37 protein-coding genes are annotated in these 22,354 nt (G+C 60.1%); all 37 read left to right on the top strand.

Features of this window, described 5'->3' with window-relative positions; all coding sequences use genetic code 11:
• The first annotated feature begins 39 nt into the window (after positions 1-39).
• The 37 genes from rpsL to mazG all read left to right on the top strand — a co-directional run bounded on the left by rpsL (position 40) and on the right by mazG (position 22,191).
• Entirely contained in the window at positions 40-459 is a 420-nt protein-coding gene (gene rpsL, locus KF885_10585; protein MBX3049606.1) for a 30S ribosomal protein S12, read from the top strand.
• A 25-nt stretch (positions 460-484) separates the two neighbouring features.
• Positions 485-955: a 30S ribosomal protein S7 gene (gene rpsG, locus KF885_10580; protein ID MBX3049605.1), complete on the top strand. Its 471-nt coding sequence runs from the start codon at positions 485-487 to the stop codon at positions 953-955.
• Between the two features lie 28 nt (positions 956-983).
• Positions 984-3,059 (top strand): elongation factor G, encoded by a 2,076-nt coding sequence (gene fusA / locus KF885_10575; GenBank protein ID MBX3049604.1) that lies wholly within the window; start codon positions 984-986, stop codon positions 3,057-3,059.
• Positions 3,060-3,087: 28 nt separating this feature from the next.
• Positions 3,088-4,290, top strand: coding sequence for an elongation factor Tu (gene tuf / locus KF885_10570; protein ID MBX3049603.1), 1,203 nt, complete (start codon positions 3,088-3,090; stop codon positions 4,288-4,290).
• A gap of 1 nt (position 4,291) precedes the next feature.
• A complete protein-coding gene (rpsJ, locus tag KF885_10565; protein MBX3049602.1) occupies positions 4,292-4,606 on the top strand; it encodes a 30S ribosomal protein S10 in 315 nt (104 codons plus the stop codon).
• 232 nt (positions 4,607-4,838) lie between these two features.
• On the top strand, positions 4,839-5,468 hold the full coding sequence (gene rplC / locus KF885_10560; protein ID MBX3049601.1) for a 50S ribosomal protein L3: 630 nt from the start codon (positions 4,839-4,841) through the stop codon (positions 5,466-5,468).
• Positions 5,469-5,486: 18 nt separating this feature from the next.
• Positions 5,487-6,119 (top strand): 50S ribosomal protein L4, encoded by a 633-nt coding sequence (gene rplD / locus KF885_10555; GenBank protein ID MBX3049600.1) that lies wholly within the window; start codon positions 5,487-5,489, stop codon positions 6,117-6,119.
• A gap of 12 nt (positions 6,120-6,131) precedes the next feature.
• Positions 6,132-6,434, top strand: coding sequence for a 50S ribosomal protein L23 (rplW, locus tag KF885_10550; GenBank protein MBX3049599.1), 303 nt, complete (start codon positions 6,132-6,134; stop codon positions 6,432-6,434).
• Positions 6,434-7,270: a 50S ribosomal protein L2 gene (rplB, locus tag KF885_10545; protein ID MBX3049598.1), complete on the top strand. Its 837-nt coding sequence runs from the start codon at positions 6,434-6,436 to the stop codon at positions 7,268-7,270. Before rplW ends, rplB begins: the two co-directional genes overlap by 1 nt.
• Before the next feature lie 16 nt (positions 7,271-7,286).
• The gene (rpsS, locus tag KF885_10540; protein MBX3049597.1) at positions 7,287-7,568 is read left to right on the top strand and encodes a 30S ribosomal protein S19; all 282 of its coding nucleotides are present in this window, start codon (positions 7,287-7,289) and stop codon (positions 7,566-7,568) included.
• A 3-nt stretch (positions 7,569-7,571) separates the two neighbouring features.
• Positions 7,572-7,943, top strand: coding sequence for a 50S ribosomal protein L22 (rplV, locus tag KF885_10535; protein ID MBX3049596.1), 372 nt, complete (start codon positions 7,572-7,574; stop codon positions 7,941-7,943).
• A gap of 7 nt (positions 7,944-7,950) precedes the next feature.
• Positions 7,951-8,628 carry a 30S ribosomal protein S3 gene (gene rpsC / locus KF885_10530; protein MBX3049595.1) on the top strand — a complete coding sequence of 226 codons (678 nt, stop codon included), beginning with the start codon at positions 7,951-7,953 and terminating at the stop codon, positions 8,626-8,628.
• A 25-nt stretch (positions 8,629-8,653) separates the two neighbouring features.
• Positions 8,654-9,076, top strand: coding sequence for a 50S ribosomal protein L16 (rplP, locus tag KF885_10525; protein ID MBX3049594.1), 423 nt, complete (start codon positions 8,654-8,656; stop codon positions 9,074-9,076).
• A 2-nt stretch (positions 9,077-9,078) separates the two neighbouring features.
• A complete protein-coding gene (gene rpmC, locus KF885_10520) occupies positions 9,079-9,288 on the top strand; it encodes a 50S ribosomal protein L29 (protein MBX3049593.1) in 210 nt (69 codons plus the stop codon).
• Positions 9,285-9,545: a 30S ribosomal protein S17 gene (gene rpsQ / locus KF885_10515; GenBank protein ID MBX3049592.1), complete on the top strand. Its 261-nt coding sequence runs from the start codon at positions 9,285-9,287 to the stop codon at positions 9,543-9,545. The genes rpmC and rpsQ overlap by 4 nt, the downstream gene beginning before the upstream one ends.
• Before the next feature lies 1 nt (position 9,546).
• Positions 9,547-9,918, top strand: a complete 372-nt coding sequence (rplN, locus tag KF885_10510; protein ID MBX3049591.1) for a 50S ribosomal protein L14 — start codon at positions 9,547-9,549, stop codon at positions 9,916-9,918.
• A gap of 21 nt (positions 9,919-9,939) precedes the next feature.
• Positions 9,940-10,269, top strand: coding sequence for a 50S ribosomal protein L24 (gene rplX / locus KF885_10505; protein MBX3049590.1), 330 nt, complete (start codon positions 9,940-9,942; stop codon positions 10,267-10,269).
• 21 nt (positions 10,270-10,290) lie between these two features.
• On the top strand, positions 10,291-10,839 hold the full coding sequence (gene rplE / locus KF885_10500) for a 50S ribosomal protein L5 (GenBank protein ID MBX3049589.1): 549 nt from the start codon (positions 10,291-10,293) through the stop codon (positions 10,837-10,839).
• Positions 10,840-10,841: 2 nt separating this feature from the next.
• Entirely contained in the window at positions 10,842-11,024 is a 183-nt protein-coding gene (locus KF885_10495; protein ID MBX3049588.1) for a type Z 30S ribosomal protein S14, read from the top strand.
• A gap of 16 nt (positions 11,025-11,040) precedes the next feature.
• The gene (gene rpsH / locus KF885_10490) at positions 11,041-11,454 is read left to right on the top strand and encodes a 30S ribosomal protein S8 (protein ID MBX3049587.1); all 414 of its coding nucleotides are present in this window, start codon (positions 11,041-11,043) and stop codon (positions 11,452-11,454) included.
• 33 nt (positions 11,455-11,487) lie between these two features.
• Positions 11,488-12,033, top strand: coding sequence for a 50S ribosomal protein L6 (rplF, locus tag KF885_10485; protein ID MBX3049586.1), 546 nt, complete (start codon positions 11,488-11,490; stop codon positions 12,031-12,033).
• 4 nt (positions 12,034-12,037) lie between these two features.
• Positions 12,038-12,406, top strand: coding sequence for a 50S ribosomal protein L18 (gene rplR, locus KF885_10480; protein MBX3049585.1), 369 nt, complete (start codon positions 12,038-12,040; stop codon positions 12,404-12,406).
• 8 nt (positions 12,407-12,414) lie between these two features.
• The gene (rpsE, locus tag KF885_10475; GenBank protein ID MBX3049584.1) at positions 12,415-12,975 is read left to right on the top strand and encodes a 30S ribosomal protein S5; all 561 of its coding nucleotides are present in this window, start codon (positions 12,415-12,417) and stop codon (positions 12,973-12,975) included.
• The gene (rpmD, locus tag KF885_10470; protein MBX3049583.1) at positions 12,965-13,165 is read left to right on the top strand and encodes a 50S ribosomal protein L30; all 201 of its coding nucleotides are present in this window, start codon (positions 12,965-12,967) and stop codon (positions 13,163-13,165) included. The genes rpsE and rpmD overlap by 11 nt, the downstream gene beginning before the upstream one ends.
• Positions 13,166-13,170: 5 nt before the next feature.
• Positions 13,171-13,635 carry a 50S ribosomal protein L15 gene (gene rplO / locus KF885_10465; GenBank protein MBX3049582.1) on the top strand — a complete coding sequence of 155 codons (465 nt, stop codon included), beginning with the start codon at positions 13,171-13,173 and terminating at the stop codon, positions 13,633-13,635.
• A 25-nt stretch (positions 13,636-13,660) separates the two neighbouring features.
• Positions 13,661-15,019 (top strand): preprotein translocase subunit SecY, encoded by a 1,359-nt coding sequence (gene secY, locus KF885_10460; protein MBX3049581.1) that lies wholly within the window; start codon positions 13,661-13,663, stop codon positions 15,017-15,019.
• Between the two features lie 19 nt (positions 15,020-15,038).
• Positions 15,039-15,701 carry an adenylate kinase gene (locus tag KF885_10455; protein ID MBX3049580.1) on the top strand — a complete coding sequence of 221 codons (663 nt, stop codon included), beginning with the start codon at positions 15,039-15,041 and terminating at the stop codon, positions 15,699-15,701.
• A complete protein-coding gene (gene map, locus KF885_10450; protein MBX3049579.1) occupies positions 15,698-16,468 on the top strand; it encodes a type I methionyl aminopeptidase in 771 nt (256 codons plus the stop codon). The genes KF885_10455 and map overlap by 4 nt, the downstream gene beginning before the upstream one ends.
• Before the next feature lie 80 nt (positions 16,469-16,548).
• Positions 16,549-16,662, top strand: coding sequence for a 50S ribosomal protein L36 (rpmJ, locus tag KF885_10445; GenBank protein MBX3049578.1), 114 nt, complete (start codon positions 16,549-16,551; stop codon positions 16,660-16,662).
• Positions 16,663-16,674: 12 nt separating this feature from the next.
• The gene (gene rpsM / locus KF885_10440) at positions 16,675-17,064 is read left to right on the top strand and encodes a 30S ribosomal protein S13 (protein ID MBX3049577.1); all 390 of its coding nucleotides are present in this window, start codon (positions 16,675-16,677) and stop codon (positions 17,062-17,064) included.
• Between the two features lie 12 nt (positions 17,065-17,076).
• On the top strand, positions 17,077-17,526 hold the full coding sequence (rpsK, locus tag KF885_10435; GenBank protein ID MBX3049576.1) for a 30S ribosomal protein S11: 450 nt from the start codon (positions 17,077-17,079) through the stop codon (positions 17,524-17,526).
• Positions 17,527-17,592: 66 nt separating this feature from the next.
• Entirely contained in the window at positions 17,593-18,579 is a 987-nt protein-coding gene (locus tag KF885_10430; protein MBX3049575.1) for a DNA-directed RNA polymerase subunit alpha, read from the top strand.
• Between the two features lie 3 nt (positions 18,580-18,582).
• On the top strand, positions 18,583-18,960 hold the full coding sequence (gene rplQ / locus KF885_10425; protein ID MBX3049574.1) for a 50S ribosomal protein L17: 378 nt from the start codon (positions 18,583-18,585) through the stop codon (positions 18,958-18,960).
• Positions 18,961-19,029: 69 nt separating this feature from the next.
• Positions 19,030-19,767: a tRNA pseudouridine(38-40) synthase TruA gene (gene truA, locus KF885_10420; GenBank protein ID MBX3049573.1), complete on the top strand. Its 738-nt coding sequence runs from the start codon at positions 19,030-19,032 to the stop codon at positions 19,765-19,767.
• A 19-nt stretch (positions 19,768-19,786) separates the two neighbouring features.
• The gene (gene rplM, locus KF885_10415) at positions 19,787-20,221 is read left to right on the top strand and encodes a 50S ribosomal protein L13 (GenBank protein ID MBX3049572.1); all 435 of its coding nucleotides are present in this window, start codon (positions 19,787-19,789) and stop codon (positions 20,219-20,221) included.
• 13 nt (positions 20,222-20,234) lie between these two features.
• Positions 20,235-20,627, top strand: a complete 393-nt coding sequence (rpsI, locus tag KF885_10410; protein MBX3049571.1) for a 30S ribosomal protein S9 — start codon at positions 20,235-20,237, stop codon at positions 20,625-20,627.
• Positions 20,628-20,724: 97 nt separating this feature from the next.
• Entirely contained in the window at positions 20,725-22,191 is a 1,467-nt protein-coding gene (mazG, locus tag KF885_10405; protein ID MBX3049570.1) for a nucleoside triphosphate pyrophosphohydrolase, read from the top strand.
• Positions 22,192-22,354 lie beyond the last annotated feature (163 nt).

Genomic DNA, 22,354 nt, shown 5'->3' with positions numbered 1-22,354 from the left:
TACGAAAAGATGTAGTGAAACGTAGAACGGAGAAGAAGAGTGCCGACGATTAACCAGCTGGTCCGCAAGGGCCGCAAAACAAAACGGGCAAAGACCAAAGCGCCGGCTTTGCAGTATGTGTTCAACACGCATACGCAGCGCCGCATTCGCCTGCCTAAGGGTTCCCCGCAGAAGCGCGGCGTGTGCACGGTTGTGCGTACGATGACCCCCAAGAAGCCGAACTCTGCTTTGCGGAAGATCGCCCGTGTGCGCCTGAGCAACGGCATGGAAGTTAGCGCTTACATTCCCGGCGAGGGTCATACGCTGCAAGAGCACTCGGTGGTGCTGGTGCGCGGCGGCCGTGTGAAGGACCTGCCCGGTGTGCGTTACCACATCGTGCGCGGCACCCTGGATACCACCGGGGTGAATGACCGCAAGCAGGCGCGTTCCAAGTACGGAAGCAAACGGCCCAAGGCCTAGCATTCATCGCATAGTGGAGAAGTAGATGGCACGCAGACAGAAACCCGAGAAGCGCATTATTGCTCCTGACGCTCGTTTCAGCAGCGTTGAGGTGCAGATGTTCATTAATCGCGTCATGCGCGGCGGCAAGAAGAGCACCGCCGCCCGCCAGGTATATGGCGCCCTGGACCTGATCGAGAAGCAGAAGAAGCAAAACCCGATGGAAGTGTTCAGCACCGCCTTCAAGAACGTAGGCCCGCAGATGGAAGTGCGTCCGCGGCGCGTAGGCGGCGCCACCTACCAAGTGCCGATGGAAGTGAACCCGGAGCGCCAGTTCGCCCTGGCTTCGCGCTGGATCATTGCTTCGGCGCGCGGGCGTGGCGGCAAGTCCTTTTCCGAGAAATTGGCTGCTGAGCTGAGCGAAGCGGCCGCCGGGCAGGGCGCTTCTGTTCGCAAAAAAGACGAAACCCACAAGATGGCAGAGGCCAACCGCGCCTTCTCCCATTATCGTGTTTAGAAATACGGAGTAATGAACAAAGAGAGTTATGCCCGCTACTTATCCGCTTGAGAAATTTAGAAACATAGGCATTATTGCCCATATTGACGCCGGTAAGACGACCACTACCGAGCGTATCTTGTTCTACACCGGCAAGACGCACCGCCTGGGTTCGGTGGACGAAGGCAACACCGTCACCGACTGGATGGAGCAGGAACGCGAGCGCGGCATCACCATCGTGTCTGCGGCGGTGACTGCCGAGTGGAAAGAACACCTGATCAATGTGATCGACACCCCGGGCCACATCGACTTCACCGCCGAAGTGCAGCGCTCCTTGCGCGTGCTGGACGGCGGTGTGGTGGTTTTTGACGCCGTGCAAGGCGTGGAGCCGCAGAGTGAAACTGTGTGGCGCCAGGCTGACCGCTACGGTGTACCGCGCATCTGCTTCATTAATAAGATGGACCGCATCGGCGCTTCTTTTGAGCGCAGCCTGGAGAGCATCCGTGTGCGCCTGGGCGCCAACCCGATCGCGATGCAGCTGCCGATCGGCGCCGAGTCCAGCTTCCAGGGCATTATCGACCTGTTGGAGCAGAAGGCGATCATTTGGGAAGAAGAGACCGGCGCCAAGCCGGTGGTCGGCGATATTCCGGCTGACCTGCAGGCCCAGGCCAAGGAATGGCGCGAGCGCATGGTGGAAGGCATTGCCGAAACCGATGACTCTCTGACGCACAAGTATCTGGAAGGCCAGGAGATCAGCATTGCTGAACTGAAGGCTGCACTGCGCAAGGCTGTGATCGAAGGCAGGGCCAATGCTGTGTTCTGCGGCTCTTCTTTGAAGAACCGCGGCGTGCAGCCCGTGCTGGACGCGGTGATCGATTACCTGCCGTCCCCGCTGGACATTCCGGCAGTGGAAGGCATTGACCCGCGCAGCGAAGAGACGGTTGAGCGCCACCCCAAGAACGAAGAGCCGCTGAGCGCTTTGGTCTTCAAGATCGTGGCTGACCCGTTCGTGGGCCGCCTGGCCTATTTCCGGGTGTACTCCGGCAAGATCGTCAAGGGCGGCTCTGTCTACAACTCCTCGAAGAAGAACCGCGAGCGCATTGGCCGTTTGATCCGTATGTATGCCGACCGCCGTGAAGAGATCGAAGAAGTGGTGGCGGGCGACATTGGTGCGGTGATCGGTTTGAAGAACTCCTTCACCGGTGACACACTGTGCGATGAAACCAAGCAGATCATTCTGGAAAACATCAGCTTCCCTGAGCCGGTGATCTCGATTGCGGTGGAACCCAAGACCAACGCCGACCAGGACAAGATGGCCGAAGCGCTGCATCGCCTGGCCGAGGAAGACCCCACCTTCCGCGTGCAGACCGATGCGGAGACCGGCCAAACCGTGATCTCCGGTATGGGTGAGCTGCACCTGGATATTCTGGTGGACCGCATGATGCGTGAGTTCAAGGTGGCTGCGACGGTGGGACGCCCGCGGGTGGCTTACCGTGAAACCATCACGCGTCCGGTGGAAAAAGCCGAAATGCGTTACGTCAAGCAGTCCGGCGGCCGCGGCCAGTATGGCCACGCCATTTTGAAAATGGAACCCAGCGAACCGGGCAGCGGCATCAGCTTTGAGAACAAAATTGTCGGGGGCGCTATTCCCAAGGAATACATCCCGGCAATCGAGAAGGGTGTGCGCGAGGCCTCTGAGGCCGGCGTGGTGGGCGGTTACCCGGTCACGGACATCGCCGTAACCCTTTATGACGGCTCCTTCCATGAAGTCGACTCGAATGAAATGGCCTTCAAGATGGCCGGTTCGATGGCCTTCAAGGAAGGTATGCGTATCGGCAAGGCGGTTCTGATGGAGCCGGTTATGAAAGTTGAAGTGACCATTCCTGAGGAGTACCTTGGCGATATCGTAGGCCAGTTGAGCGCCCGCCGCGGCGAGATCCAGGGTATGGAACCTCGCCAGGGTGGTGTGCAGTCTGTGCGTGCCATGGTGCCGCTGGCTGAAATGTTCGGTTACGCCACCGAGTTGCGCTCTGCTACGCAGGGCCGCGGTGCGTTTACGATGGAATTTGATCACTACTCTCAAGTCTCGGCCAACTTGGCTGAGGAACTCATTCAGGCCAACTAGCTGGACTGCTAAGGAATAAGGAGCAATCATGTCGAAGGAAAAATTTGATCGGAGTAAGCCGCATTTGAATGTGGGGACCATGGGGCACATTGACCATGGCAAGACCACGTTGACGGCTGCGATCACGAAGGTAGCGGCGTTGATGGGCAAAGGCGAGTTCAAAGCCTATGACCAGATCGATAATGCGCCGGAAGAGCGCGAGCGCGGCATCACGATCAGCATCACGCATGTGGAGTATGAGACCGAGAAGCGCCACTATGCGCACGTGGACATGCCGGGCCACCGGGACTACATCAAGAACATGATCACGGGAGCGGCGCAGGTGGACGGCGCCATCTTGGTGGTGGCGGCCCCGGACGGGCCGATGCCGCAGACGCGTGAGCACGTGCTGCTGGCGCGCCAGGTGGAAGTGCCGAGCATCGTCATCTTCCTGAACAAGACCGACATGATGGACGACCCGGAACTGTTGGAGCTGGTGGAGCTGGAGCTGCGTGAGCTGCTGAATGAATATGGCTTCCCGGGCAATGAGACCCCCATCGTGCGCGGGTCGGGCTTGAAGGCCTTGGAGAGCACCTCCACGGACATCAATGCGCCAGAGTATGCGCCGATCGTGGAACTGCTGCGGGTGGTGGACGAGTACATTCCGGAGCCGACGCGTGAAGTGGACAAGCCGTTCATGATGTCTGTGGAGGACGTGTTCTCGATCAAAGGTCGCGGCACGGTGGTGACTGGCCGCATTGACCGCGGCAAGGTCAAGCTGAACGACACGGTGGACATTGTGGGCCTGCGGGATGAAGCGGGCAGCACGGTGGTGACGGGCATTGAGATGTTCCACAAGCAGCTGGAAGAGGGACTGGCAGGCGACAATGCGGGTCTGTTGCTGCGTGGTGTGGACCGTGAGCAGGTGGAGCGCGGCATGGTGTTGGCCAAGCCTGGCAGCATCAAACCGCACCGCAAGTTCAAGAGCGAAGTGTATGTGTTGAAGAAGGAAGAGGGTGGGCGGCACAAAGCCTTCTTCAGTGGGTACAAGCCGCAGTTCTACATTCGGACGTTGGACGTGACGGGCGAGATCACCCTGCCTGCTGGGGTGGAGATGGTGATGCCTGGGGACAACGTGAACCTGGATGTGGAGTTGGGGACGCCGGTGGCGCTGGAGCAGGGCTCGAAGTTCGCCATTCGCGAAGGCGGCCTGACCGTCGGCGCCGGTGTCATCACCGAGATCCTGGACTGACATGGCAACCACCAAGCAGAAGATCCGCATTCGTCTCAAAGCCTACGATCACCGTGTGATCGACCAGTCCGCCAAGCGGATTGTGGAGACGGCAGAACGCACTGGCGCCCGTGTGGTAGGCCCGGTGCCGCTGCCCACCAAGCGTGAACGTTTTACGGTGCGCCGCTCGACCTTTATTGACAAGGACTCGCACGAGCACTTTGAGATCCGTACGCACAACCGCATTATTGACGTGCTGGAGCCGGACTCCAAGACGATCGATATGTTGATGCGTCTGAATCTGCCCGCCGGTGTAGACATCGAGATCAAGATCTAGCACTGGACGAATAGACGACTGTTTGGTATAGTTCTGGGCTTGGCCATTCGCTGGCCAAGCCCAGAAAAATGAGCAGAACATGCAGAGCTAAGGCTTTGCTGGGGTGGTGCAAGAGCCACCAGTAAGGGAGACGCAAAGTTCTCCCAGCTGGTGGCTGACTGTGCCACTCGGGATGATGCAGTCTAGCCCAGACTGACAGTCCCTAACAATGGAACTAAGGAGCAAACCGAAGATGTTTAAAGGGCTTATTGGAAAGAAGATCGGCATGACCCAGATCTTCGACGAGCAAGGCCGTGCGTTGCCGGTCACGCTTATCGAGGCTGGGCCTTGTTATGTCACCCAGGTGCGTCGCCCGGACACGGATGGCTATAGCGCTGTGCAGCTGGGCTTTGGCGAGACCAAGGCCAAGCACCTGACCGGCGGCCAACGCGGCCACCTTAACCGCACCCAGGCTCCCCTGTTGCGGTTCCTGCGTGAATTCCGCACCAAATCCCCCGAAATTACCGAAGGCGACACCGTGACCGCGGAGTCGTTTGCCATTGGCGACCACGTCGATATTATCGGTGTGAGCAAAGGCAAGGGGTTTGCCGGCGCGATGAAGCGCCACGGTTTCGGCGGCGGTCCCATTACGCACGGCCAGTCTGACCGGCAGCGCGCGGTGGGCTCGATTGGCGCCGGCACGTATCCCGGCAAAGTGTTCAAGGGCAAGCGGATGCCCGGCCATATGGGTTCCCGCCAGGTAACCGCCATGAACCTGAAGGTCGTGCTGGTGGACACCGAGAAGAACCTGATCGGCGTGCACGGCGCAGTGGCGGGCGGCAAGGGCACGATCGTGACCATCCGGGAGGCCCGCAAGGCCTAACGGCTCGGGAAGTCATCCATGAAACTAGACGTTTACAACATTCAAGGTAAGAAGCTGGGACAAACAGCGGAGTTGCCGGCCAAGATCTTTGAGGCGCCGATCAACACCGATCTGATGCACCAGGCCTATGTACGCCAGGCTGCCAATGCGCGCCTGGGTACGCACAAGACCAAGACCCGCTCGGAAGTCGCCGGCGGCGGCCGCAAGCCCTGGAAGCAGAAGGGTACCGGCCGCGCTCGCCAGGGTTCCATCCGTTCGGCTCAGTGGGTAGGCGGCGGCAAGATCCACACGCCGCGCCCGCGTGATTACAGCCAGAGCATGCCGCAGAAGATGCGCCAGGCGGCTCTGCGTTCTGCGCTGTCCGCCAAGGCGGCTGAGCAGGAGATCATTCTGGTGGATGTCTTCGGCCTGGACGAAGCCAAGACCAAGCTGGTGGCCCAGGCGGTCAGCAGCCTGGTGGGTGAGGGAACGGCCCTGTTGGTGATGCCGGCCAAGGACGACAATTACGCAATGGTTCAGCGCGCCGGACGCAATTTGCCCGTCTTCAAGACGTTGTTGGCCAATTACGTCAATGTGCGTGACTTGCTGACCTATGACAAGCTCATTCTGCCGCTGGCTTCCATCGAAGCCATCGAGAACTTCTTGGGCTAAGAGCAGGCGAAGATGACTACTGTTTACGACGTTTTACGCAGACCCCTGATCACCGAGAAGTCCAGCTATCAGAATTCCAAGCTGAACCAGGTGGCCTTTGAGGTCTCTGTTGACAGCAACAAGGCAATGATCAAAGACGCGGTCGAACTGCTTTTCAATGTGAAGGTCGAGCGGGTCAATGTGATGAATATGCCGGCCAAGCGGGCCCGCTCGGCGCAAAACCGCCGCATGCGGCTGCGCCGCAGCAGCTATCGCAAGGCGATCGTGACCCTGATGCCTGGCGAAACCATGGAACTCTTTGAAGGTGTTAAGTAATGGCTGTTAAGAAGTACAAACCGACTACACCGGGTCGCCGCGACGCAACTGGCTATACCTTCGACGAAATCACGAAGTCCAAGCCAGAACGCTCGCTGCTGGCCAAGAAGACGGCCTCGGGCGGACGCAACGTACGCGGCAAGATCACCGTGCGCCATCGCGGCGGTGGGCATCCCCAGCGCCTGCGCATAGTGGACTTCCGCCGCAGCAAGCGCGACATTCCGGCCAAGGTGGCCGGCATTGAGTACGATCCCGGTCGCACAGCCTACATTGCGCTATTGCACTATGTAGATGGCGAGAAGGCCTATATTTTGGCGCCCTTGGGTTTGAAGGTGGGCGACAAAGTGGTGGCAGGCGAAAAGGCGGAGATCCAGCCCGGCAATGCGTTGCCGCTGGCGAACATCCCCACCGGTACCGTGATCCACAACATCGAGATGAAGGAAGGGCGGGGCGGCCAGATGGTTCGCTCGGCCGGCGCCAGCGCCCAGCTGACGGCGAAAGAGGGCGAGTACGCCCAAATCCGCCTGCCTTCGGGCGAGATCCGCCTGATCCGCCAGGCCTGCTATGCCACGATTGGCCAGCTGGGTAACGTGGACCACGGCAACATCAAGCTGGGCAAGGCCGGCCGCAAGCGCCACATGGGCATTCGCCCGACGGTGCGCGGCACGGCGATGACGCCGCGTGACCATCCCCACGGTGGTGGCGAAGGCCGCCAACCGGTGGGTATGGCCAGCCCCAAGAGCCCGTGGGGCAAGCCCACTTTGGGCAAGAAGACGCGGCGCAACAAGGCAAGCGATAAGTACATCCTGCGCCAGCGCGGCAAGAAACGCCGCTAAAGGTTTGGAGAAGTAAATGGGACGTTCACTGAAAAAAGGGCCGTTTGTCGACCCGAAACTGTTGAAGAAGATTGAGGCGATGAACGAGCGCAACGAGAAGACCGTGGTGCGCACGTGGAGCCGCGCCAGCCAGATCTTCCCTCAGATGGTGGGGCATACGATCGCGGTGCATGACGGCCGCCGGCATGTGCCGATCTACGTGACTGAGAACATGGTGGGTCACCGCCTGGGCGAATTTGCGCCCACGCGCACCTTCCGCGGCCACGTCAATGAGAAGAAGTCTTCGGCGGGAGGCTAAGCGATGGCTCAAGATATTCGCGCTAAAGCCAGCGATGTTGGCATTTCTGCCCAGAAGGTGCGCCTGGTGATCGATCTGGTGCGCGGCAAGGATGTGGCCGAGGCTCTGAACATTTTGAAGTTCACCACCAACCTGGCGGCCAAGCCGGTCTCCAAGCTGGTGGCTTCTGCGGCGGCCAACGCTACCAAGAACATGGGCCTGAACGGTGAGGACCTGTACATTCACACCATCACCGCCGACGAGGCCCGCACGCGCAAATGGCGCCGCTTTGGCGCCCGCGGCCGCTTTAAGCCTTGGCTGCGCCGCGCCTCTCACGTTACGGTTATTTTGCGCGAACGCGGGGCTGAGCCTGCCGCGCCGGCAAAGAAGAGCTAGGAGAATTATGGGTCGCAAAGTACATCCGATTGGCTTCCGCCTGAAGATCAATAAGACCTGGGACGGCCGCTGGTTCGCGCAGGGCAAGGATTATGTGGAGCGCCTGCACCAGGACTTCGCCATCCGCCAGCTGGTGAACAAGATGGCACCGCGCGCGGGCATTTCCCGCATTGAGGTGGAGCGCTTCCCTGGCAATGTGAAGATTTCCGTGCATACCGCCAAGCCGGGCATTTTGATCGGCAAGAAGGGCGAGAGCGTCAAGGAATTGCGCAAAGCCCTGGAAGCCCTGGTGGGTACCAAGATCGATCTGGATATCAAAGAGATCAAGGACCCAGACCTGGAAGCCAAACTGATCGCGCAGAACATCGCCGACCAGCTGCAGCGCCGCATCAGCTACCGCCGCGCCCTGAACCGCGCCGTGGAGCAGACGATGCGCGCCGGCGCCAAAGGCGTCAAGGTTGAAGTGGCAGGCCGCCTGGGCGGTTCTGACATGTCTCGCCGGGTTTGGCAGCGTGAAGGCCGTGTGCCGCTGCACACGCTGCGCGCCGACATTGATTATGCAACCGCTGAAGCCAACACCCAGTACAGTGTGATCGGTGTGAAGGTGTGGGTGTACCGCGGCAATACTCGCCCCGAGGCGGATGCTGCCCCGGAGAGCTCCGAAGGCGTGTACGTTAGCGAATAGCGCTGGCGGCTAAAGGATTGTAATTATGTTGATGCCGAAGAATTTCAAGTTTCCCAAGATGCACCGCGGCCGCATGCGCGGCAAAGCGCTGCGCGGCGCCGAAGTGCAGTTTGGTGACTATGGCCTGCAGGCCTTGGAGCCTGGGCTGATCACGGCTCGCCAGATCGAAGCGGCCCGCCGAGCGATCGTGCGTGAGGCGCGCCGCCGCGGTAAGGTGTGGATCCGGGTGTTCCCGGACAAGCCGATCACCAAGCGCGCCGCCGAAACTCGCATGGGTAAGGGCAAGGGCAGTGTGGAGTTTCACGCTGCAGTGATCAAGCCTGGCCGCGTGATGTTTGAAGTGGCGGGTATGCCGGAGGATGTGGCTTTGACCGCGCTGACCCTGGCCCGGCACAAGCTTTCCATGCGCACCAAGATCATCCGCCGCACGGAATATTTGAGTGAGTAGCCATGAAAGCTGAAGAGATACGCGGTCTTACCGCTGAGAGAATTCAGGAGCAGTTGGACGACGCCCGCGAGAGATTGATGCGCATGCGTTTTCAGATCGCCACGGGCGAGCTGAAGGACCAAAACCTGCCCCGCCAGACGCGCAGGGAAATCGCCCGCTTGCTGACAATCCTGCGCCAGAAGCAAGCTGAGAAACCGGAAGGTGAAGCATGAGTGAACGCCGCCAAGTCGAAGGTGTGGTGACCTCGAACAAGATGCAAAAGACCGTGGTGGTGCGCACCAGCCAGACCCATCGCCACCCGCTGTACGGCAAAGTCGTGGAAGCGCAGCACAAGCTGAAGGCTCATGACGAGCTGGGCGCCAAAGTGGGAGACCGGGTACGCCTGATCGAGAGCCGTCCCTTCTCCAAGACCAAGCGCTGGGTTGTGGCCGAGATCTTGTCGCACAAAGAACAGGAAGAGGTGGTTTAGCATGATTCAGCGCGAATCACGCCTCAAAGTGGCCGATAACACCGGCGCCAAGGAGATCTTGGTGATCCAGGTGCAGGGTGGCACTGGCCGCCGCTATGGTTTCATTGGTGACATTGTCACCGCCACCGTCAAGAGTGCCATTCCTCAGGGCTCGGTGAAGAAGAGCGATGTGGTGCGCGCCGTAGTTGTGCGCACTGCCAAGGAATGGCGCCGTGAAGACGGTTCGTACATTCGTTTTGACGACAATGCCGCCGTAATTTTGGATGGCAACACCACCAACCCGCGCGGCACGCGCATCTTTGGCCCCGTGGCTCGTGAGCTGCGTGACAGAGGGTTCATGCGCATTGTGTCCCTGGCGCCCGAAGTGCTTTAGGCGCTGGCAGGAGAGTAGAACGTGAAGCAGAAAATTCGCAAAGGTGACACTGTAGAAGTGATCACCGGCAAAGAAATTGACAAAGGCAAACGCGGCGAAGTGATCAAGGTGCTGCCCAGCAAAGAACGTGTGGTGGTGCAGAAGATCAATATGCGCAAGAAGCACCAGCGCGCCGTGCAGACCCAGGGACGCCAGTTGAATCCCGGCATCGTTGAGTTTGAAGGCCCGATGCACGTTTCCAACGTGATGCTGGTATGCCCCAAGTGCAGCAAGCCTGCACGGGTGGGCTTCTTGCGTGACGAAAAGGGCCTGCACCGCGTCTGCAAAAATTGCGGAAAGCAGATTGACTAGCGCTTGCGCTGGAGTAATTGAATGGCACATTATTTGAAAGAACGCTACAACAAGGAAATTCTGCCGGATCTGCAGAAGGCGCTGTCCAAGCAAAATGTGATGGAAGTGCCCAAGCTGCAGAAGATCGTGCTGAATGTGGGCCTGGGCCAGGCCCAGGGCGACGCCAAGGCGTTGGATGGGGCCGTGGAAGACCTGACGATCATTACCGGCCAAAAGCCGGTGGTCACCAAGGCGCGCAAGAGCATTGCGAACTTCAAGCTGCGCGAAGGTGTTGCGATTGGCGTGAAGGTTACGCTGCGCGGCCAGCGCATGTGGGAATTCTTTGACCGCTTGGTCAACCTGGCTTTGCCGCGGGTGCGTGACTTTCGCGGCATCTCTCCGGATGCTTTTGATGGTCGCGGCAACTACACCCTGGGCCTGTCTGAGCAGCTGGTCTTTCCTGAGATCCAGTACGACAGCATTGAGCAGGTGCGCGGCCTGGAAGTGACCATTGTGACCTCTGCGCACAATGATGACGAAGGACGTGCTTTGCTGCAAATGCTGGGTATGCCCTTCAAGAGGGAAGGTTAAGCATGGCGAAAAAGTCGATCGTTACGCGCGAAAGCCGGCGCAAGTATGCCGTGCAGGTGCGCAACCGTTGCAAGATCTGCGGCCGGCCGCGAGGTTACATGCGCCGTTTTGGCCTGTGCCGCATTTGTTTCCGTCAGTTTGCGCTGGAAGGCAAAATCCCCGGCGTTGTAAAGTCGTCGTGGTAGGCGAGGAGGAGCGATCATGGCTGTAAACGATCCTATTGGCGATATGCTCACCCGTCTGCGCAATGCGGTGATGGTGGGCCACACTCTGGTGGCAATGCCCAGCTCGAAGCTGAAGGCGGCCATTGCCGAGATCTTGAAGGAAGAGGGCTTCATCGAATCCTACGAAGTGGTCACGGACGACTTCAGCGGCTTCAAGGTGCTGCGCATCGGCCTCAAGTACATCGGCGACCGCCGCACGCGCCGCTCGGTGATTTCCGGGCTGGAGCGGGTGAGCACGCCGGGGCGCCGCATTTATGCCAAGCGCAGTGAGATCCCCTGGGTGTTGTCTGGCTTGGGTGTTGCTATTTTGTCCACGCCCAAGGGTGTGATGAGCGGTCGCAAGGCGCGCCAAATGGGCCTGGGCGGCGAAATTCTGTGCAAGGTTTGGTAGCCGGCTGTAGCTGCCGGTCTTTGGAGGTCTAGCGTGTCTAGAGTTGGACGAATGCCGATCGAGATCCCATCCGGTGTGGATGTGGAGATCACCGGCTCTTCTATTCGAGTAAAAGGGCCGAAGGGTGAGCTTTCGCACACCTTTCCGCCCGCCATCACCTTCAAGCGTGAAGGAAGCACCCTGGAAGTGCAGCGCAATTCAGACGAAAAGTTTGAGCGCTCCTTGCACGGCACCGCACGCTCCGTGGTGAACAACATGGTGCAGGGTACCAGCGCTGGGTTCTCCAAGGTCTTGGAAGTGCATGGCGTTGGTTATCGTGCAGAGGTCAAGGGCAAGACCCTGGTGCTGCATGTAGGTTATTCCAATCCCAAGGAAGTGGAGCCGGAAGACGGCATCACATTTTCCATTGTGGAAAAGGGCGACATTATGGTGAGCGGTTACGACAAGGAATTGGTCGGCGAAACCGCAGCCCGCATTCGCAAGGTACGTCCGCCTGAGCCGTTCAAGGGCAAAGGCATTCGCTACGCCGGAGAGCATGTCCGCCAGAAGGCGGGCAAGGCCGGCAAGTCGGCAGGTTAAGGGCATTATGGCAAAGAAGACACGCAATATCGCAAGACTGCGCCGCCACAAACGCGTGCGCGGCAAGGTCAACGGCAGCGAGGCTCGCCCACGGCTCAACGTTTACCGCAGCCTGGACAGCATCTACGCCCAGGTGATCGATGACGGCGCCGGGCACACGCTGGCTTCGGCCTCCAGCATCGACACGGAGCTGCGCGCCCAGATGAAGGGCAAGAACAAGACGGAGCAGGCCCGCGTGGTGGGTGAAGCCGTCGCTAAGCGCGCTACGGCCAAGGGTGTGAAGCAGGTGGTGCTGGACCGCGGCGGCTTTCGCTACGCAGGGCGCGTCAAGGCATTGGCCGATGGCGCCCGTAGCGAAGGATTGGAATTTTAGGAGTTTCTATGGCAAACGAAGGTAAACGAACCGAAAAGCAGTCGCCGGTTGCCGAGTTCGAGCGCGAGTTTGAAGAGAAGACTGTCGAAATTCGCCGGGTGGCCAAAGTGGTCAAGGGCGGCCGGCGCTTTTCTTTCCGTGTGACCGTGATCGTGGGTGACCGCGGCGGCCAGGTAGGCGCAGGTGTGGGCAAAGCCAACACCGTGCCTGACGCCATCCGCAAAGCGACCACGCAGGCGCGCCGCCGGCTGCAGCGCATGAACCTGTATTACGGCACCATCCCGCATGAAGTGATCGGACGGGTGGGCGGCTCTGAAGTGCTGCTTAAGCCCGCCTCCCCCGGCACCGGCGTGATCGCCGGCGGCGGTGTGCGCGCGGTGATGCAGGCAGTGGGCTTGCAGGACATCCTGACCAAGTCGATGGGCAGCCCCAACATCCACAATGTGGTGATGGCGACTGTGGAAGCTTTGAAGCAGCTGAAGTCTGTGGATGAACTGGCCGCCATGCGCGGCAAGGACATCAGTGATGTGAAACCTTTCTGGGACCGAGGCAAGAAGAATGGCAGCTAAGAAGGGTTCTAACAAGCAGATCAAGTTGACGCTGGTGCGCAGCCCGATTGGCTACGAGAAGAGCCAGAAGGCGACTGTGCGCGCGCTGGGTCTGCGCCGTATGAACCACAGTGTGGTTTGTCAGGATTCGCCCACTGTGCGTGGCATGATCAAGAAGATCATCCACCTGGTCAAGATAGAAGAGGCTTGATTCGCATGAAATTGCATGATCTTAAACCCAACAAGGGTAAAACCACTGTCAGCCGTCGGGTTGGCCGTGGTACCGCCGGCCGCCGGGGCAAAACCGCCGGCCGTGGTACCAAGGGCCAAGGCGCACGCGCCGGCGGCGGCGCCGGCCTGCACCATCAGGGCGGCAACCTGCCCTTTTTCCGCCGCTTGCCTTTCAAGCGGGGCTTCAATTCGCCTTTCCGCACGCATTACAACGAGGTCAATCTGGACCAGTTGGATGCCTTTAAGGCAGGTGCTGCCGTGAACCCGGAGAGCCTGCAAAAGGCCGGCTTGCTGCGCAGCCCCAAGGACCCGATTGTCCTGTTGGCGCGCGGCGAGTTGAAGAAAGCCGTGAAGATCAGCGTGCACCGCGCCAGCCAAGCTGCCATCGCCAAGGTGGAAAAAGCCGGCGGCAGCGTCGAGATCATCAACGAAGAAGCTAAGCCAGACTGAGCTCAGTCTGGACTAAGGAGATTGCATGAGACGAGGTGGAGCATGGCGCTATTTGTGGACCGCTCCGGATATTCGCCGGAAGCTGCTGTTCACATTTGCCATTCTGATCTTGTATCGCCTGGCGGCTCACGTGCCGATTCCTGGGGTGAACCGTGACCTGATCGCCAGCCTAATGGACCAGGGCGGCTCCGCCGCCACGCTGGTGGGTCTGATCGACTTGATCTCCGGCGGTACGCTGCTGAACTTCTCTGTGCTGGCGATGGGTGTCTATCCCTACATTACGGCGCAGATCATCTTGCAGCTGTTGGTGCCGATCATTCCGTCCCTGCAACGCCGCATGGAGGAAGACCCGCGTGAGGGCCGCAAGTGGATGGAGAAGTGGACCTATCTGTTGGCGGTGCCCATGGCGGCGTTAACCGCCATCGGCCAGATCAACATTTTCTCCACCCTGGCCGGCGGGCAGGTCATTCAGAACTTCGGCTTCTTTGGCCCGAATGGCAATCCAATCGGATCGCTTGCGATCATCTTCAGCATGGTGGCGGGCACGATGTTTGCCATCTGGCTGGGTGAGCTGATCTCTGAGTACGGCATCCGCAACCAGGGCCTTTCGCTGATCATTTTTGCGGGCATCATCTCCAGAATCCCCAGCAACTTCCTGCAACTGATCACCGGCTCGCCGGTGGGCTGGCTCTCTCTGCTGATCATCGTCTTCATTATGATCGTGACGATCTTCGTGATCGTGTATGTGCAGCAGGGCCGCCGCAATGTACCGGTGATGTACCCGGGACGCCGTATGGGCAATCGCATGTCGATGCCAGTCAAGGGCACGCTGCCGCTGATGGTCAACATGGCCGGCATGATTCCACTGATCTTTGCGCAAGCTTTGTTGCAAATGCCCTCCATCGCCGCCACCTTCTTTGCCAATTCTGATACGGCCTGGGTGGCCAACCTGTCGGTCGGCATTCAGAGCTTCTTCAATCCGCAGGGCGGCTGGTACTGGCTGCTGTACTTCCTGATGGTGGTGGCATTTTCCTTCTTCTATACGGATGTGCTTTTTGCCCAGCAGAACTACGGTGAGAACCTGAAGCGGGTGGGGGCCCAGATCCCGGGCGTGAGCCGCGGCGCACCTACCCAGAAATATCTGACCACGGTGTTGCGGCGCATCACGCTGCCCGGGGCGCTGTTCCTGGGCACGATCGCGGTGCTGCCTTACTTGGCCAGCATCGCTTTCCCGCTGTTGGCCGCCAACAGCAGCCAGGCGACCCTGTTCCTGGTGAGCTCCTCTGGTTTGCTGATCGTGGTTGGCACCGTGCGCGAGACATTCTTCAACATTGATGCGGAGTTGAAGCTGCACGGTTACGAGGAGTCCCTGCTTGTCCGATAAAGCAAGTGCTGGGAGCGACGTGCCTACAATTTTTGTTTTACTCGGTCCGCCTGGAGCCGGTAAGGGAACCCAGGCCGAAATTATCTCCAAACAGTTGGGCCTGGCCCACATTTCTTCCGGAGATTTGTTTCGAGAGAACATTAAAAACCAAACCGAGCTTGGGGTGCTGGCCAAGCAGTTCATGGATCGGGGCGATCTGGTCCCCGATGATGTAACCATCGCCATGGTGCGTGAGCGCCTAGCCCAGCCTGACTGCGCACGCGGCGCCTTGCTGGATGGCTTCCCGCGTACGCCGGCCCAGGCAGAAGCCCTGGGCAAGACCCTGGAAGAGATCGGCACGGCGGTAAAGACCGTGCCCCTGATCCAACTGGATGAGGCGGTGCTGGTGGAACGCCTTAGCGGGCGCTGGGTCTGCCGGGCGGGCGGGCATGTCTACCATGAGCAGTTCAACCCGCCGAAGCAGGCGGGGGTCTGCGATGTAGACGGCTCTGAACTGTACCAGCGCGACGACGACAAGCGTGAGACTGTCGAACGGCGCATTCGGGTCTACCATGAGCAGACCGCGCCTTTGGTGGAGTATTACCGCAACAAGGGCGTTCTGGTGAGCATTAACGGCGACCAACCGATCGATGTGGTAACCGGGGACCTGTTGGCGGCGCTAGGGGTGGGCAGCTCGTCATGAGTTGGGAACGCAACATCGTCCTGAAAAGCCCTGCTGAGATCGAGATCATGCAGCAGGCCGGGCACATTAACTTTTTGGCTCTGGAGGAAGTGCGCAAGCACATTCGTCCCGGGGTGACCACCGATAAGCTGGACCAGCTGGCCGAGCAGGTCATTCGTGACCACGGGGCCACGCCGGCTTTCCTCAATTACCCGGGGCCGTATCCGTACCCCAGCACGATCAACGCCTGCATCAATGAAGAGATGGTGCATGGTTTGCCCACCCGCAAGATCGAGCTGCGCGAGGGCGACATTTTTTCGGTGGACTGCGGCACGGTCTGGCAGGGTTTCGTGGGTGACTCAGCGTTTACCGCCGGCGTCGGCGAGATCAGCGCCGAGGCTCAGAAGCTGATTGATGTGACCCGTGAGGCGCTGCGCCTGGGTATTGAGAAGCTGCGCCCGGGCAACCGGCTGGGCGATGTGTCTGCCGCGGTGCAGGAGTGGGTAGAGAGCCACGGTTACCACGTGCCGCGCGAATACTCCGGCCACGGGGTGGGGCGCAACATGCACGAGGGACCGCAGGTGCCGAATTACGGCACAGCGGGCCAAGGTTTGGAACTGCGCCCGGGTTTGACGATCGCCCTGGAGCCGATGGTTCTGGTGGGCACGCACCGCACACGGGTGCTGGCGGATAAGTGGACCGTGGTTTCTGCAGACGGCTCGCTGACGGCGCACTTTGAACATACTGTGGCGGTCACCGAGGGTGACCCTTTGATCCTGACCCAGTAAGCTGTGGTCTGGACGGAATTTGGAAAGAAAGATAAAATAGGTCGTTTGCCGCCGGAAATGGTGGCGGTTTGGAGTAAATGATGAAAGTAACTGCATCGATCAAGAAACGCTGCGCACGCTGTAAGGTCGTGAAGCGCAAGGGCAAGCTGTACGTGATTTGCAGCACGCCGCGGCACAAGCAGCGCCAGGGTTAGGAGCTGGGATAGATGGCACGTATCGAAGGCGTGGATTTGCCACGCGACAAACGCATTGAATATGGCCTGACCTACATTTATGGCGTTGGCCTGAAGACCTCTCAGCGTATTTTGAGCGAGACTGGGGTGAACCCGGACACGCGCGTCAAAGACCTGACCGACGAAGAAGCCGGTAAACTGCGCGAGTACATCAGCCAGAACTTCAAGGTGGAGGGTGACCTGCGCCGTGAGATCCAGCTGAACATCAAGCGTCTGATGGAAATTGGCAGCTATCGTGGTTTGCGTCACCGCCGCGGGCTGCCGGTGCGCGGCCAGCGCACCCGCACTAATTCGCGCACCCGCAAGGGTCCGGCCAAGACTGTGGCCGGTCGCGGCCGTCGCCGCGGCGCTACCAAGAAGTAATTGGAGTAACGAATGGCTGAAGATAAAGAAAAGAACGTTAGCGCAGAAGCTGCCCCTTCTGAAGAGAAGGCCAAGCCTTCTCGTTCCACGCGCGGCTCCAAGAAAGGCGCCCGCCGGGTTACGACTGGGCAGATCCATATTTTCGCCACTTTCAATAATACGATTGTGACGGTGACGGATGACCAGGGGAACACGATCTCCTGGGCCAGCGCAGGTCTGGTGGGCTTCAAGGGTTCTCGCAAGAGCACCCCGTTCGCCTCACGCCTGGCTACGGAGCGTGCAGTCAAGGCTGCCCAGGATATGGGCATGCAGGAAATTGAGTTGTATGTGAAAGGCCCTGGTCCTGGCCGTGAGTCCGCTGTGCGCGCTGTGCAAAGCATGGGCTTGAAGGTGCGTTCCATCTCTGATGTGACGCCGGTTCCGCACAACGGCTGCCGCCCACCCAAACGCCGCCGCATGTAAGCTGCGGCGGCAATTCAAGGTTCCCGCGCAGGGCAAGACCTGTGTTTGGGGAAGAAGGACGATGCTGTGATTGTCTTAAGTAATATGGTGACCCCGCGGATCAAGAAGATCGCGGAAGCCCGCAATTATGGAAAATATTCGATCAGCCCGCTGGAGCGCGGCTACGGCGGCACCCTGGGCAATGCGTTGCGCCGGGTGCTGCTCTCGTCTCTGGAAGGGGTGGCTGTTACCTCCATGCGCATGACTGACGTTCAGCATGAGTACAGCCAGGTGCCAGGCATCCGCGAAGATGTGATCCAGATCATGCTGCAGCTGAAGCAGCTGCGCCTGAAAATGCACGAAGGCTCCACCTCCCGCATGCACCTGGAAGTGCGTGGCGAAGGGGTGATCACGGCGGCTGACATTATTGCTCCGGCTGAGATCGAGATCGTCAATCCGGAGCTGTATCTGTTCACCTCTGACAGCGGCAAGACCAAGCTGGAGCTGGAGTTGACAGTAGAGCGCGGGCGCGGTTATTCGCCGGCCAACGACCGCAGCGGCAAGCTGCCGATCGGCGAGCTGCCAGTGGATGCGATCTACACCCCGGTACGCCGGGTGAACTGGGAAGTGGACTACGCCCGTGTGGGCCAGGATACCAACTACGACAACCTGGTGATGGAGATTTGGACCGACGGTACGGTGCGCCCCGAGGAATCGATGAGCACCGCGGCCGGCATCCTGATCGAACACCTGCGCCACATTGCCGGCGTGACCGAGATCACGCTGAGCCCGGCGCCCAAAGAAGAATTGGGCGACAGCCGCCTCTCCAGCGAAGTGTACGACACGCCGATCGAAAACCTGGACTTGTCTGTACGCGTCTTCAACTCCCTGAAGCGGGCCGGCATCACGACGGTGGGTGAGGTGATGGAGCTGTTGGACAAGGGCCAGGATGCGGTCATGTCCATTCGCAATTTTGGCGACAAGAGCATGGACGAGCTTGTCGACAAGATGCGCGAAAAGGGCTATATGCAACAAGACGGTGAACCCACTGAGGGCGCCGCGGAGTCGGAGTAAAACATGCGTCACAAAATTGCTGGTAAGCGCCTCAGCCGCAACAGCGGCGCTCGCACGGCTCTGCGCCGTATCCTGGTGAAGCAGCTGTTTGAGCACGAGCGCATTCGCACCACGCGCGCCAAGGCGGAGGCCATCCGCGGCCAGGCCGAGAAGCTGATCACCCTGGCTAAGCGCGGCAATGCGGTCGAGGAAGTTTCGGCCAAAGTGCATTCGCGCCGTTTGGCTGCCGCGCGCTTAAATGACCCGGTGATCGTCAAGAAGCTGTTTGACGAGATCGCACCGCGCTTTGCGGAACGCAACGGCGGCTACACGCGCATGACCAAGCTGGGCCCGCGTGAAGGCGACCGCGCCGAGATGGTCTTGTTGGAACTGGTCGAATAAGTTTGTTTGAAACCCGGCTTGGCGAACACATGCGCCTAACCGGTTGGAGCACCCATCGAGCCTAGCGAGATGGCCGCACGTTACAAAGTCGTTCTAGCATATGATGGCAGCGCCTTCTACGGCATGCAGCGCCAGAAGACTGGGCGCAGTGTGCAGGCGGAGGTAGAGACGGTGCTGCGCAGCTTAGGCTGGCAGGGCCGCAGCCTGCTGGTGGCCGGCCGCACAGACGCCGGCGTGCATGCCAGCGGCCAAGTGGCCGCATTTGACCTGGCCTGGAGGCATGCGCCCGAGGCGCTGCAGCGAGCCCTGAATGTCGGCCTGCCCGCAGACGTGGCGGTCACCCAGCTAAGCCAGGTGACGGAGGATTTCCATCCTCGCTACCAGGCGCGCAGCCGGCGCTACCACTACCGCCTCTACTGCCAACCGCAGCGCGACCCGCTCAGGGAGCGTTACGCCTGGCGGGTGTGGCCGGCGCCGGGCCTGCGGCTCTTGTCGGCGGCGGCCCGGCAGCTGCGCGGCCGGCATGACTTCGGCTCATTCGGGTCGGCGCCTACACCAGGCGGCAGCACGGTGAGGCAGGTGCAGGCGGCGGCCTGGCAGAAAATGGCTGAAGATGAGTTTGTCTTCAGCGTGAGCGCTGACGGGTTTTTGTACCGCATGGTGCGCCGCATGGTGGGCCTGCAAGTGAAGATCGGCCAAGGCCAGGAAGATCCCGAGCAGGTAGCTCGGTTGCTGGAAGACGGACGCACCAAAGCGCGTCACATGGCGCCGCCCCAGGGGCTGACCCTGGTTGCGGTAGAATATTGAGAACTGTGAAGGTTTGATGATGCAAAAAAGCTATTATCCGAAGGCCGCTGAAATTTCCGGCCAGTGGTACCACGTAGATGCCAACGGCCAGAACCTGGGCCGCCTGGCCACTCGCATTGCCCGCGTACTGCTGGGCAAGCACCGCCCGGAATACACCCCTGGTGTGGATCTGGGCGACTTTGTGGTGGTGACCAACTGCGAACGCGTGGCGGTTACCGGCGCTAAGTTGGTGGACAAGATCTATTATCGCCATACGGGCTACCCGGGCGGTCTGAAAGAGACCAGCCTGAAGCACATGCTGGCCACACACCCAGAGCGCGTGATCGAGAGCGCAGTGCGCGGCATGCTGCCGCACAACAAACTGGGTCGCAAACTGATCAAGAAGCTTAAGGTGTATGCCGGTCCGCAGCATCCCCACGACCCGCAGAAGCCCCAGGCTCTGACGTTCGAGTAGGATAGGAGTAACGATGGCAGGACAATATTACGAAGGCATTGGCCGTCGCAAGACCAGCACTGCTCGGGTACGGGTCAGCAGCGGCGCAGGTGCGTTCATTGTTAATGGCAAAGCGTTGGATGAGTACTTCTCCCGCCTGGGCGATTCCAAGACGATCTTGGATGTGCTGGGCGACGCTGCGGCGGCTGGCAGTGTAGATGTCAGCGTGATGGTGCGCGGCGGCGGCCGCACCGGGCAGACCGGCGCGGTGCGCATGGGCCTGGCGCGTGCGCTGGCCGGGATGAACCCCGAGTGGCACGACCCGATGGCCAAGAACGGCCATCTGCGCCGTGACCCGCGTGCCAAAGAGCGCAAGAAGCCGGGCCTCAAGCGTGCCCGCAAGGCGCCTACTTATACCAAGCGCTAAGTTTTCACTTCTCAGAACAAAACCGCAGCCAAACCGGCTGCGGTTTTTCTTTGTCCTGACGGTGCAGTAGAATTGCGCCACTTGCAATGGAGGCAGCATGCCTGAATTGACTGGCATTACCCTGTTGGGGCTTGGCCCCGGCAACCCCAAACAGATCACACGCGAAGCCTGGGATGTGCTGAACAGCGTGCCGGAAGTGTACCTGCGGACCAGCCGGCATCCGCTGGTGTCCGCTTTCCCGGCCAGCCTCAAAGTGCACAGCTTTGATCATATCTATGAGAGCGAAGCGCAGTTTGAGACTGTGTATGCGCGGATCGTGTCTGAGGTGCTGGAGCTGGGCGCCCGCCCAGGTGGGGTGGTGTATGCCGTGCCGGGTGCGCCTTTTGTGGCGGAGACCACTGCTCCGGAAATCGCCCGGCGGGCGCGCCAGGCGGGCATTCCCGTGCGGATCGTGCAGGGCCTCAGTTTCGTGGAGCCGTTGCTGGCGGTGCTGGGGGAGGACCTGCTGCCGCAGCTGAGCATTGTAGATGCCCTGGATGTGTTGGAGCAGCACCATCCCCTGTTTCCGCCGCACGCGCCGGCTTTGGTGGCCCAGGTTTATTCGCGGCAGGTGGCCGGTGACCTGAAGATCACCCTGATGGCCCAATACCCCGATGAGCATGCGGTGCGGCTGGTGCATGCGGCGGGGACGGCCGACGAGCTGGTGGAGGAGCTGCCACTGCACGCCATTGACCACAGCGAGCAGATTGGCGTGCTGACCGCCTTGTATGTGCCCGCGCTGGGACCAAACACCTCTTTTGAAGAATTCCAGGAATTGATCGCACATTTGCGCGCGCCCGAAGGCTGCCCCTGGGACCGCGAACAAACTCACCTCAGCCTGCGCCGTAATCTGATCGAAGAAGCCTATGAAGTACTGGCAGCCCTGGACCAGGAAGACCCAGCTGCCATGCAGGAAGAGTTTGGTGACCTGCTGGTGCAGGTGGTGCTGCACGCCCAGATCGCCACCGAAGATGGCGAATTCCGGATGAGTGATGTGCTGCACGGCATCATCAGCAAACTGATCCACCGCCATCCGCATGTGTTTGGGGATGTGCAGGCTGAAGACGCCGAGACCGTGATTGCCAATTGGGAACAGATCAAAGCGGGCGAGCGGGCGGCCCAAGGCACGCAGCGCGGCATCTTGGACGGCGTCTCGGTGGCGCTGCCCGCGCTAAGCCAGGCGGAAGCCTACACGGCCCGTGCGGCGCGGGTGGGCTTTGAGTGGCCCAATCTGGAGGGCGTGCAGGGCGATGTGGCCGAAGAGATGCGCGAATTCGAAGAAGCAGAAACGCCCGAGGACCGCGAAGCCGAGTACGGCGATGTGCTGTTCGCCTGGGTGAACCTGGCGCGCTGGCTGAAGATCGATCCCGAAGCGGCTTTGCGCGCCGCCAACGCCCGTTTTCGGGAGCGATTTGCCTATGTGGAGCAGGGCGCTCGCAGCCAGGGGAGGCAGTTGAGTGAGATGAGCTTGCAGGAGATGGACGCGCTTTGGGATGAGGCCAAGCAGATTTTGAAAAAGACCTGAGCCCAGCCCAAGTCCTTATTAGAAAAGGCCAGCCGCATGAGGGCTGGCCTTTTCTTTTTGCTTGACAAGCAGCTGCTCCTTATGCGAGGTCCAGCACTTTTCTGCTATCTATACGCCTAGGATTCCCCATAAGTTGGCATAAAACCTGCAATCAAAGAGGCGT

Source organism: Anaerolineales bacterium, assembly GCA_019637805.1.
In the GTDB taxonomy this organism is placed as follows: domain Bacteria; phylum Chloroflexota; class Anaerolineae; order Anaerolineales; family UBA11579; genus JAMCZK01.
Note: the sequence above shows the minus strand (reverse complement) of the source record. Positions and strands in the feature narration are given on the sequence as shown.

Coding starts and splice junctions, on each gene's coding strand:
- rpsG (MBX3049605.1), top strand. CDS start 485: ATGGCACGCAGACAGAAACCCGAGAAGCGCATTATTGCTCCTGACGCT.
- fusA (MBX3049604.1), top strand. CDS start 984: ATGCCCGCTACTTATCCGCTTGAGAAATTTAGAAACATAGGCATTATT.
- tuf (MBX3049603.1), top strand. CDS start 3,088: ATGTCGAAGGAAAAATTTGATCGGAGTAAGCCGCATTTGAATGTGGGG.
- rpsJ (MBX3049602.1), top strand. CDS start 4,292: ATGGCAACCACCAAGCAGAAGATCCGCATTCGTCTCAAAGCCTACGAT.
- rplC (MBX3049601.1), top strand. CDS start 4,839: ATGTTTAAAGGGCTTATTGGAAAGAAGATCGGCATGACCCAGATCTTC.
- rplD (MBX3049600.1), top strand. CDS start 5,487: ATGAAACTAGACGTTTACAACATTCAAGGTAAGAAGCTGGGACAAACA.
- rplW (MBX3049599.1), top strand. CDS start 6,132: ATGACTACTGTTTACGACGTTTTACGCAGACCCCTGATCACCGAGAAG.
- rplB (MBX3049598.1), top strand. CDS start 6,434: ATGGCTGTTAAGAAGTACAAACCGACTACACCGGGTCGCCGCGACGCA.
- rpsS (MBX3049597.1), top strand. CDS start 7,287: ATGGGACGTTCACTGAAAAAAGGGCCGTTTGTCGACCCGAAACTGTTG.
- rplV (MBX3049596.1), top strand. CDS start 7,572: ATGGCTCAAGATATTCGCGCTAAAGCCAGCGATGTTGGCATTTCTGCC.
- rpsC (MBX3049595.1), top strand. CDS start 7,951: ATGGGTCGCAAAGTACATCCGATTGGCTTCCGCCTGAAGATCAATAAG.
- rplP (MBX3049594.1), top strand. CDS start 8,654: ATGTTGATGCCGAAGAATTTCAAGTTTCCCAAGATGCACCGCGGCCGC.
- rpmC (MBX3049593.1), top strand. CDS start 9,079: ATGAAAGCTGAAGAGATACGCGGTCTTACCGCTGAGAGAATTCAGGAG.
- rpsQ (MBX3049592.1), top strand. CDS start 9,285: ATGAGTGAACGCCGCCAAGTCGAAGGTGTGGTGACCTCGAACAAGATG.
- rplN (MBX3049591.1), top strand. CDS start 9,547: ATGATTCAGCGCGAATCACGCCTCAAAGTGGCCGATAACACCGGCGCC.
- rplE (MBX3049589.1), top strand. CDS start 10,291: ATGGCACATTATTTGAAAGAACGCTACAACAAGGAAATTCTGCCGGAT.
- KF885_10495 (MBX3049588.1), top strand. CDS start 10,842: ATGGCGAAAAAGTCGATCGTTACGCGCGAAAGCCGGCGCAAGTATGCC.
- rpsH (MBX3049587.1), top strand. CDS start 11,041: ATGGCTGTAAACGATCCTATTGGCGATATGCTCACCCGTCTGCGCAAT.
- rpsE (MBX3049584.1), top strand. CDS start 12,415: ATGGCAAACGAAGGTAAACGAACCGAAAAGCAGTCGCCGGTTGCCGAG.
- rpmD (MBX3049583.1), top strand. CDS start 12,965: ATGGCAGCTAAGAAGGGTTCTAACAAGCAGATCAAGTTGACGCTGGTG.
- rplO (MBX3049582.1), top strand. CDS start 13,171: ATGAAATTGCATGATCTTAAACCCAACAAGGGTAAAACCACTGTCAGC.
- secY (MBX3049581.1), top strand. CDS start 13,661: ATGAGACGAGGTGGAGCATGGCGCTATTTGTGGACCGCTCCGGATATT.
- map (MBX3049579.1), top strand. CDS start 15,698: ATGAGTTGGGAACGCAACATCGTCCTGAAAAGCCCTGCTGAGATCGAG.
- rpmJ (MBX3049578.1), top strand. CDS start 16,549: ATGAAAGTAACTGCATCGATCAAGAAACGCTGCGCACGCTGTAAGGTC.
- rpsM (MBX3049577.1), top strand. CDS start 16,675: ATGGCACGTATCGAAGGCGTGGATTTGCCACGCGACAAACGCATTGAA.
- rpsK (MBX3049576.1), top strand. CDS start 17,077: ATGGCTGAAGATAAAGAAAAGAACGTTAGCGCAGAAGCTGCCCCTTCT.
- rplQ (MBX3049574.1), top strand. CDS start 18,583: ATGCGTCACAAAATTGCTGGTAAGCGCCTCAGCCGCAACAGCGGCGCT.
- truA (MBX3049573.1), top strand. CDS start 19,030: ATGGCCGCACGTTACAAAGTCGTTCTAGCATATGATGGCAGCGCCTTC.
- rplM (MBX3049572.1), top strand. CDS start 19,787: ATGCAAAAAAGCTATTATCCGAAGGCCGCTGAAATTTCCGGCCAGTGG.
- rpsI (MBX3049571.1), top strand. CDS start 20,235: ATGGCAGGACAATATTACGAAGGCATTGGCCGTCGCAAGACCAGCACT.
- mazG (MBX3049570.1), top strand. CDS start 20,725: ATGCCTGAATTGACTGGCATTACCCTGTTGGGGCTTGGCCCCGGCAAC.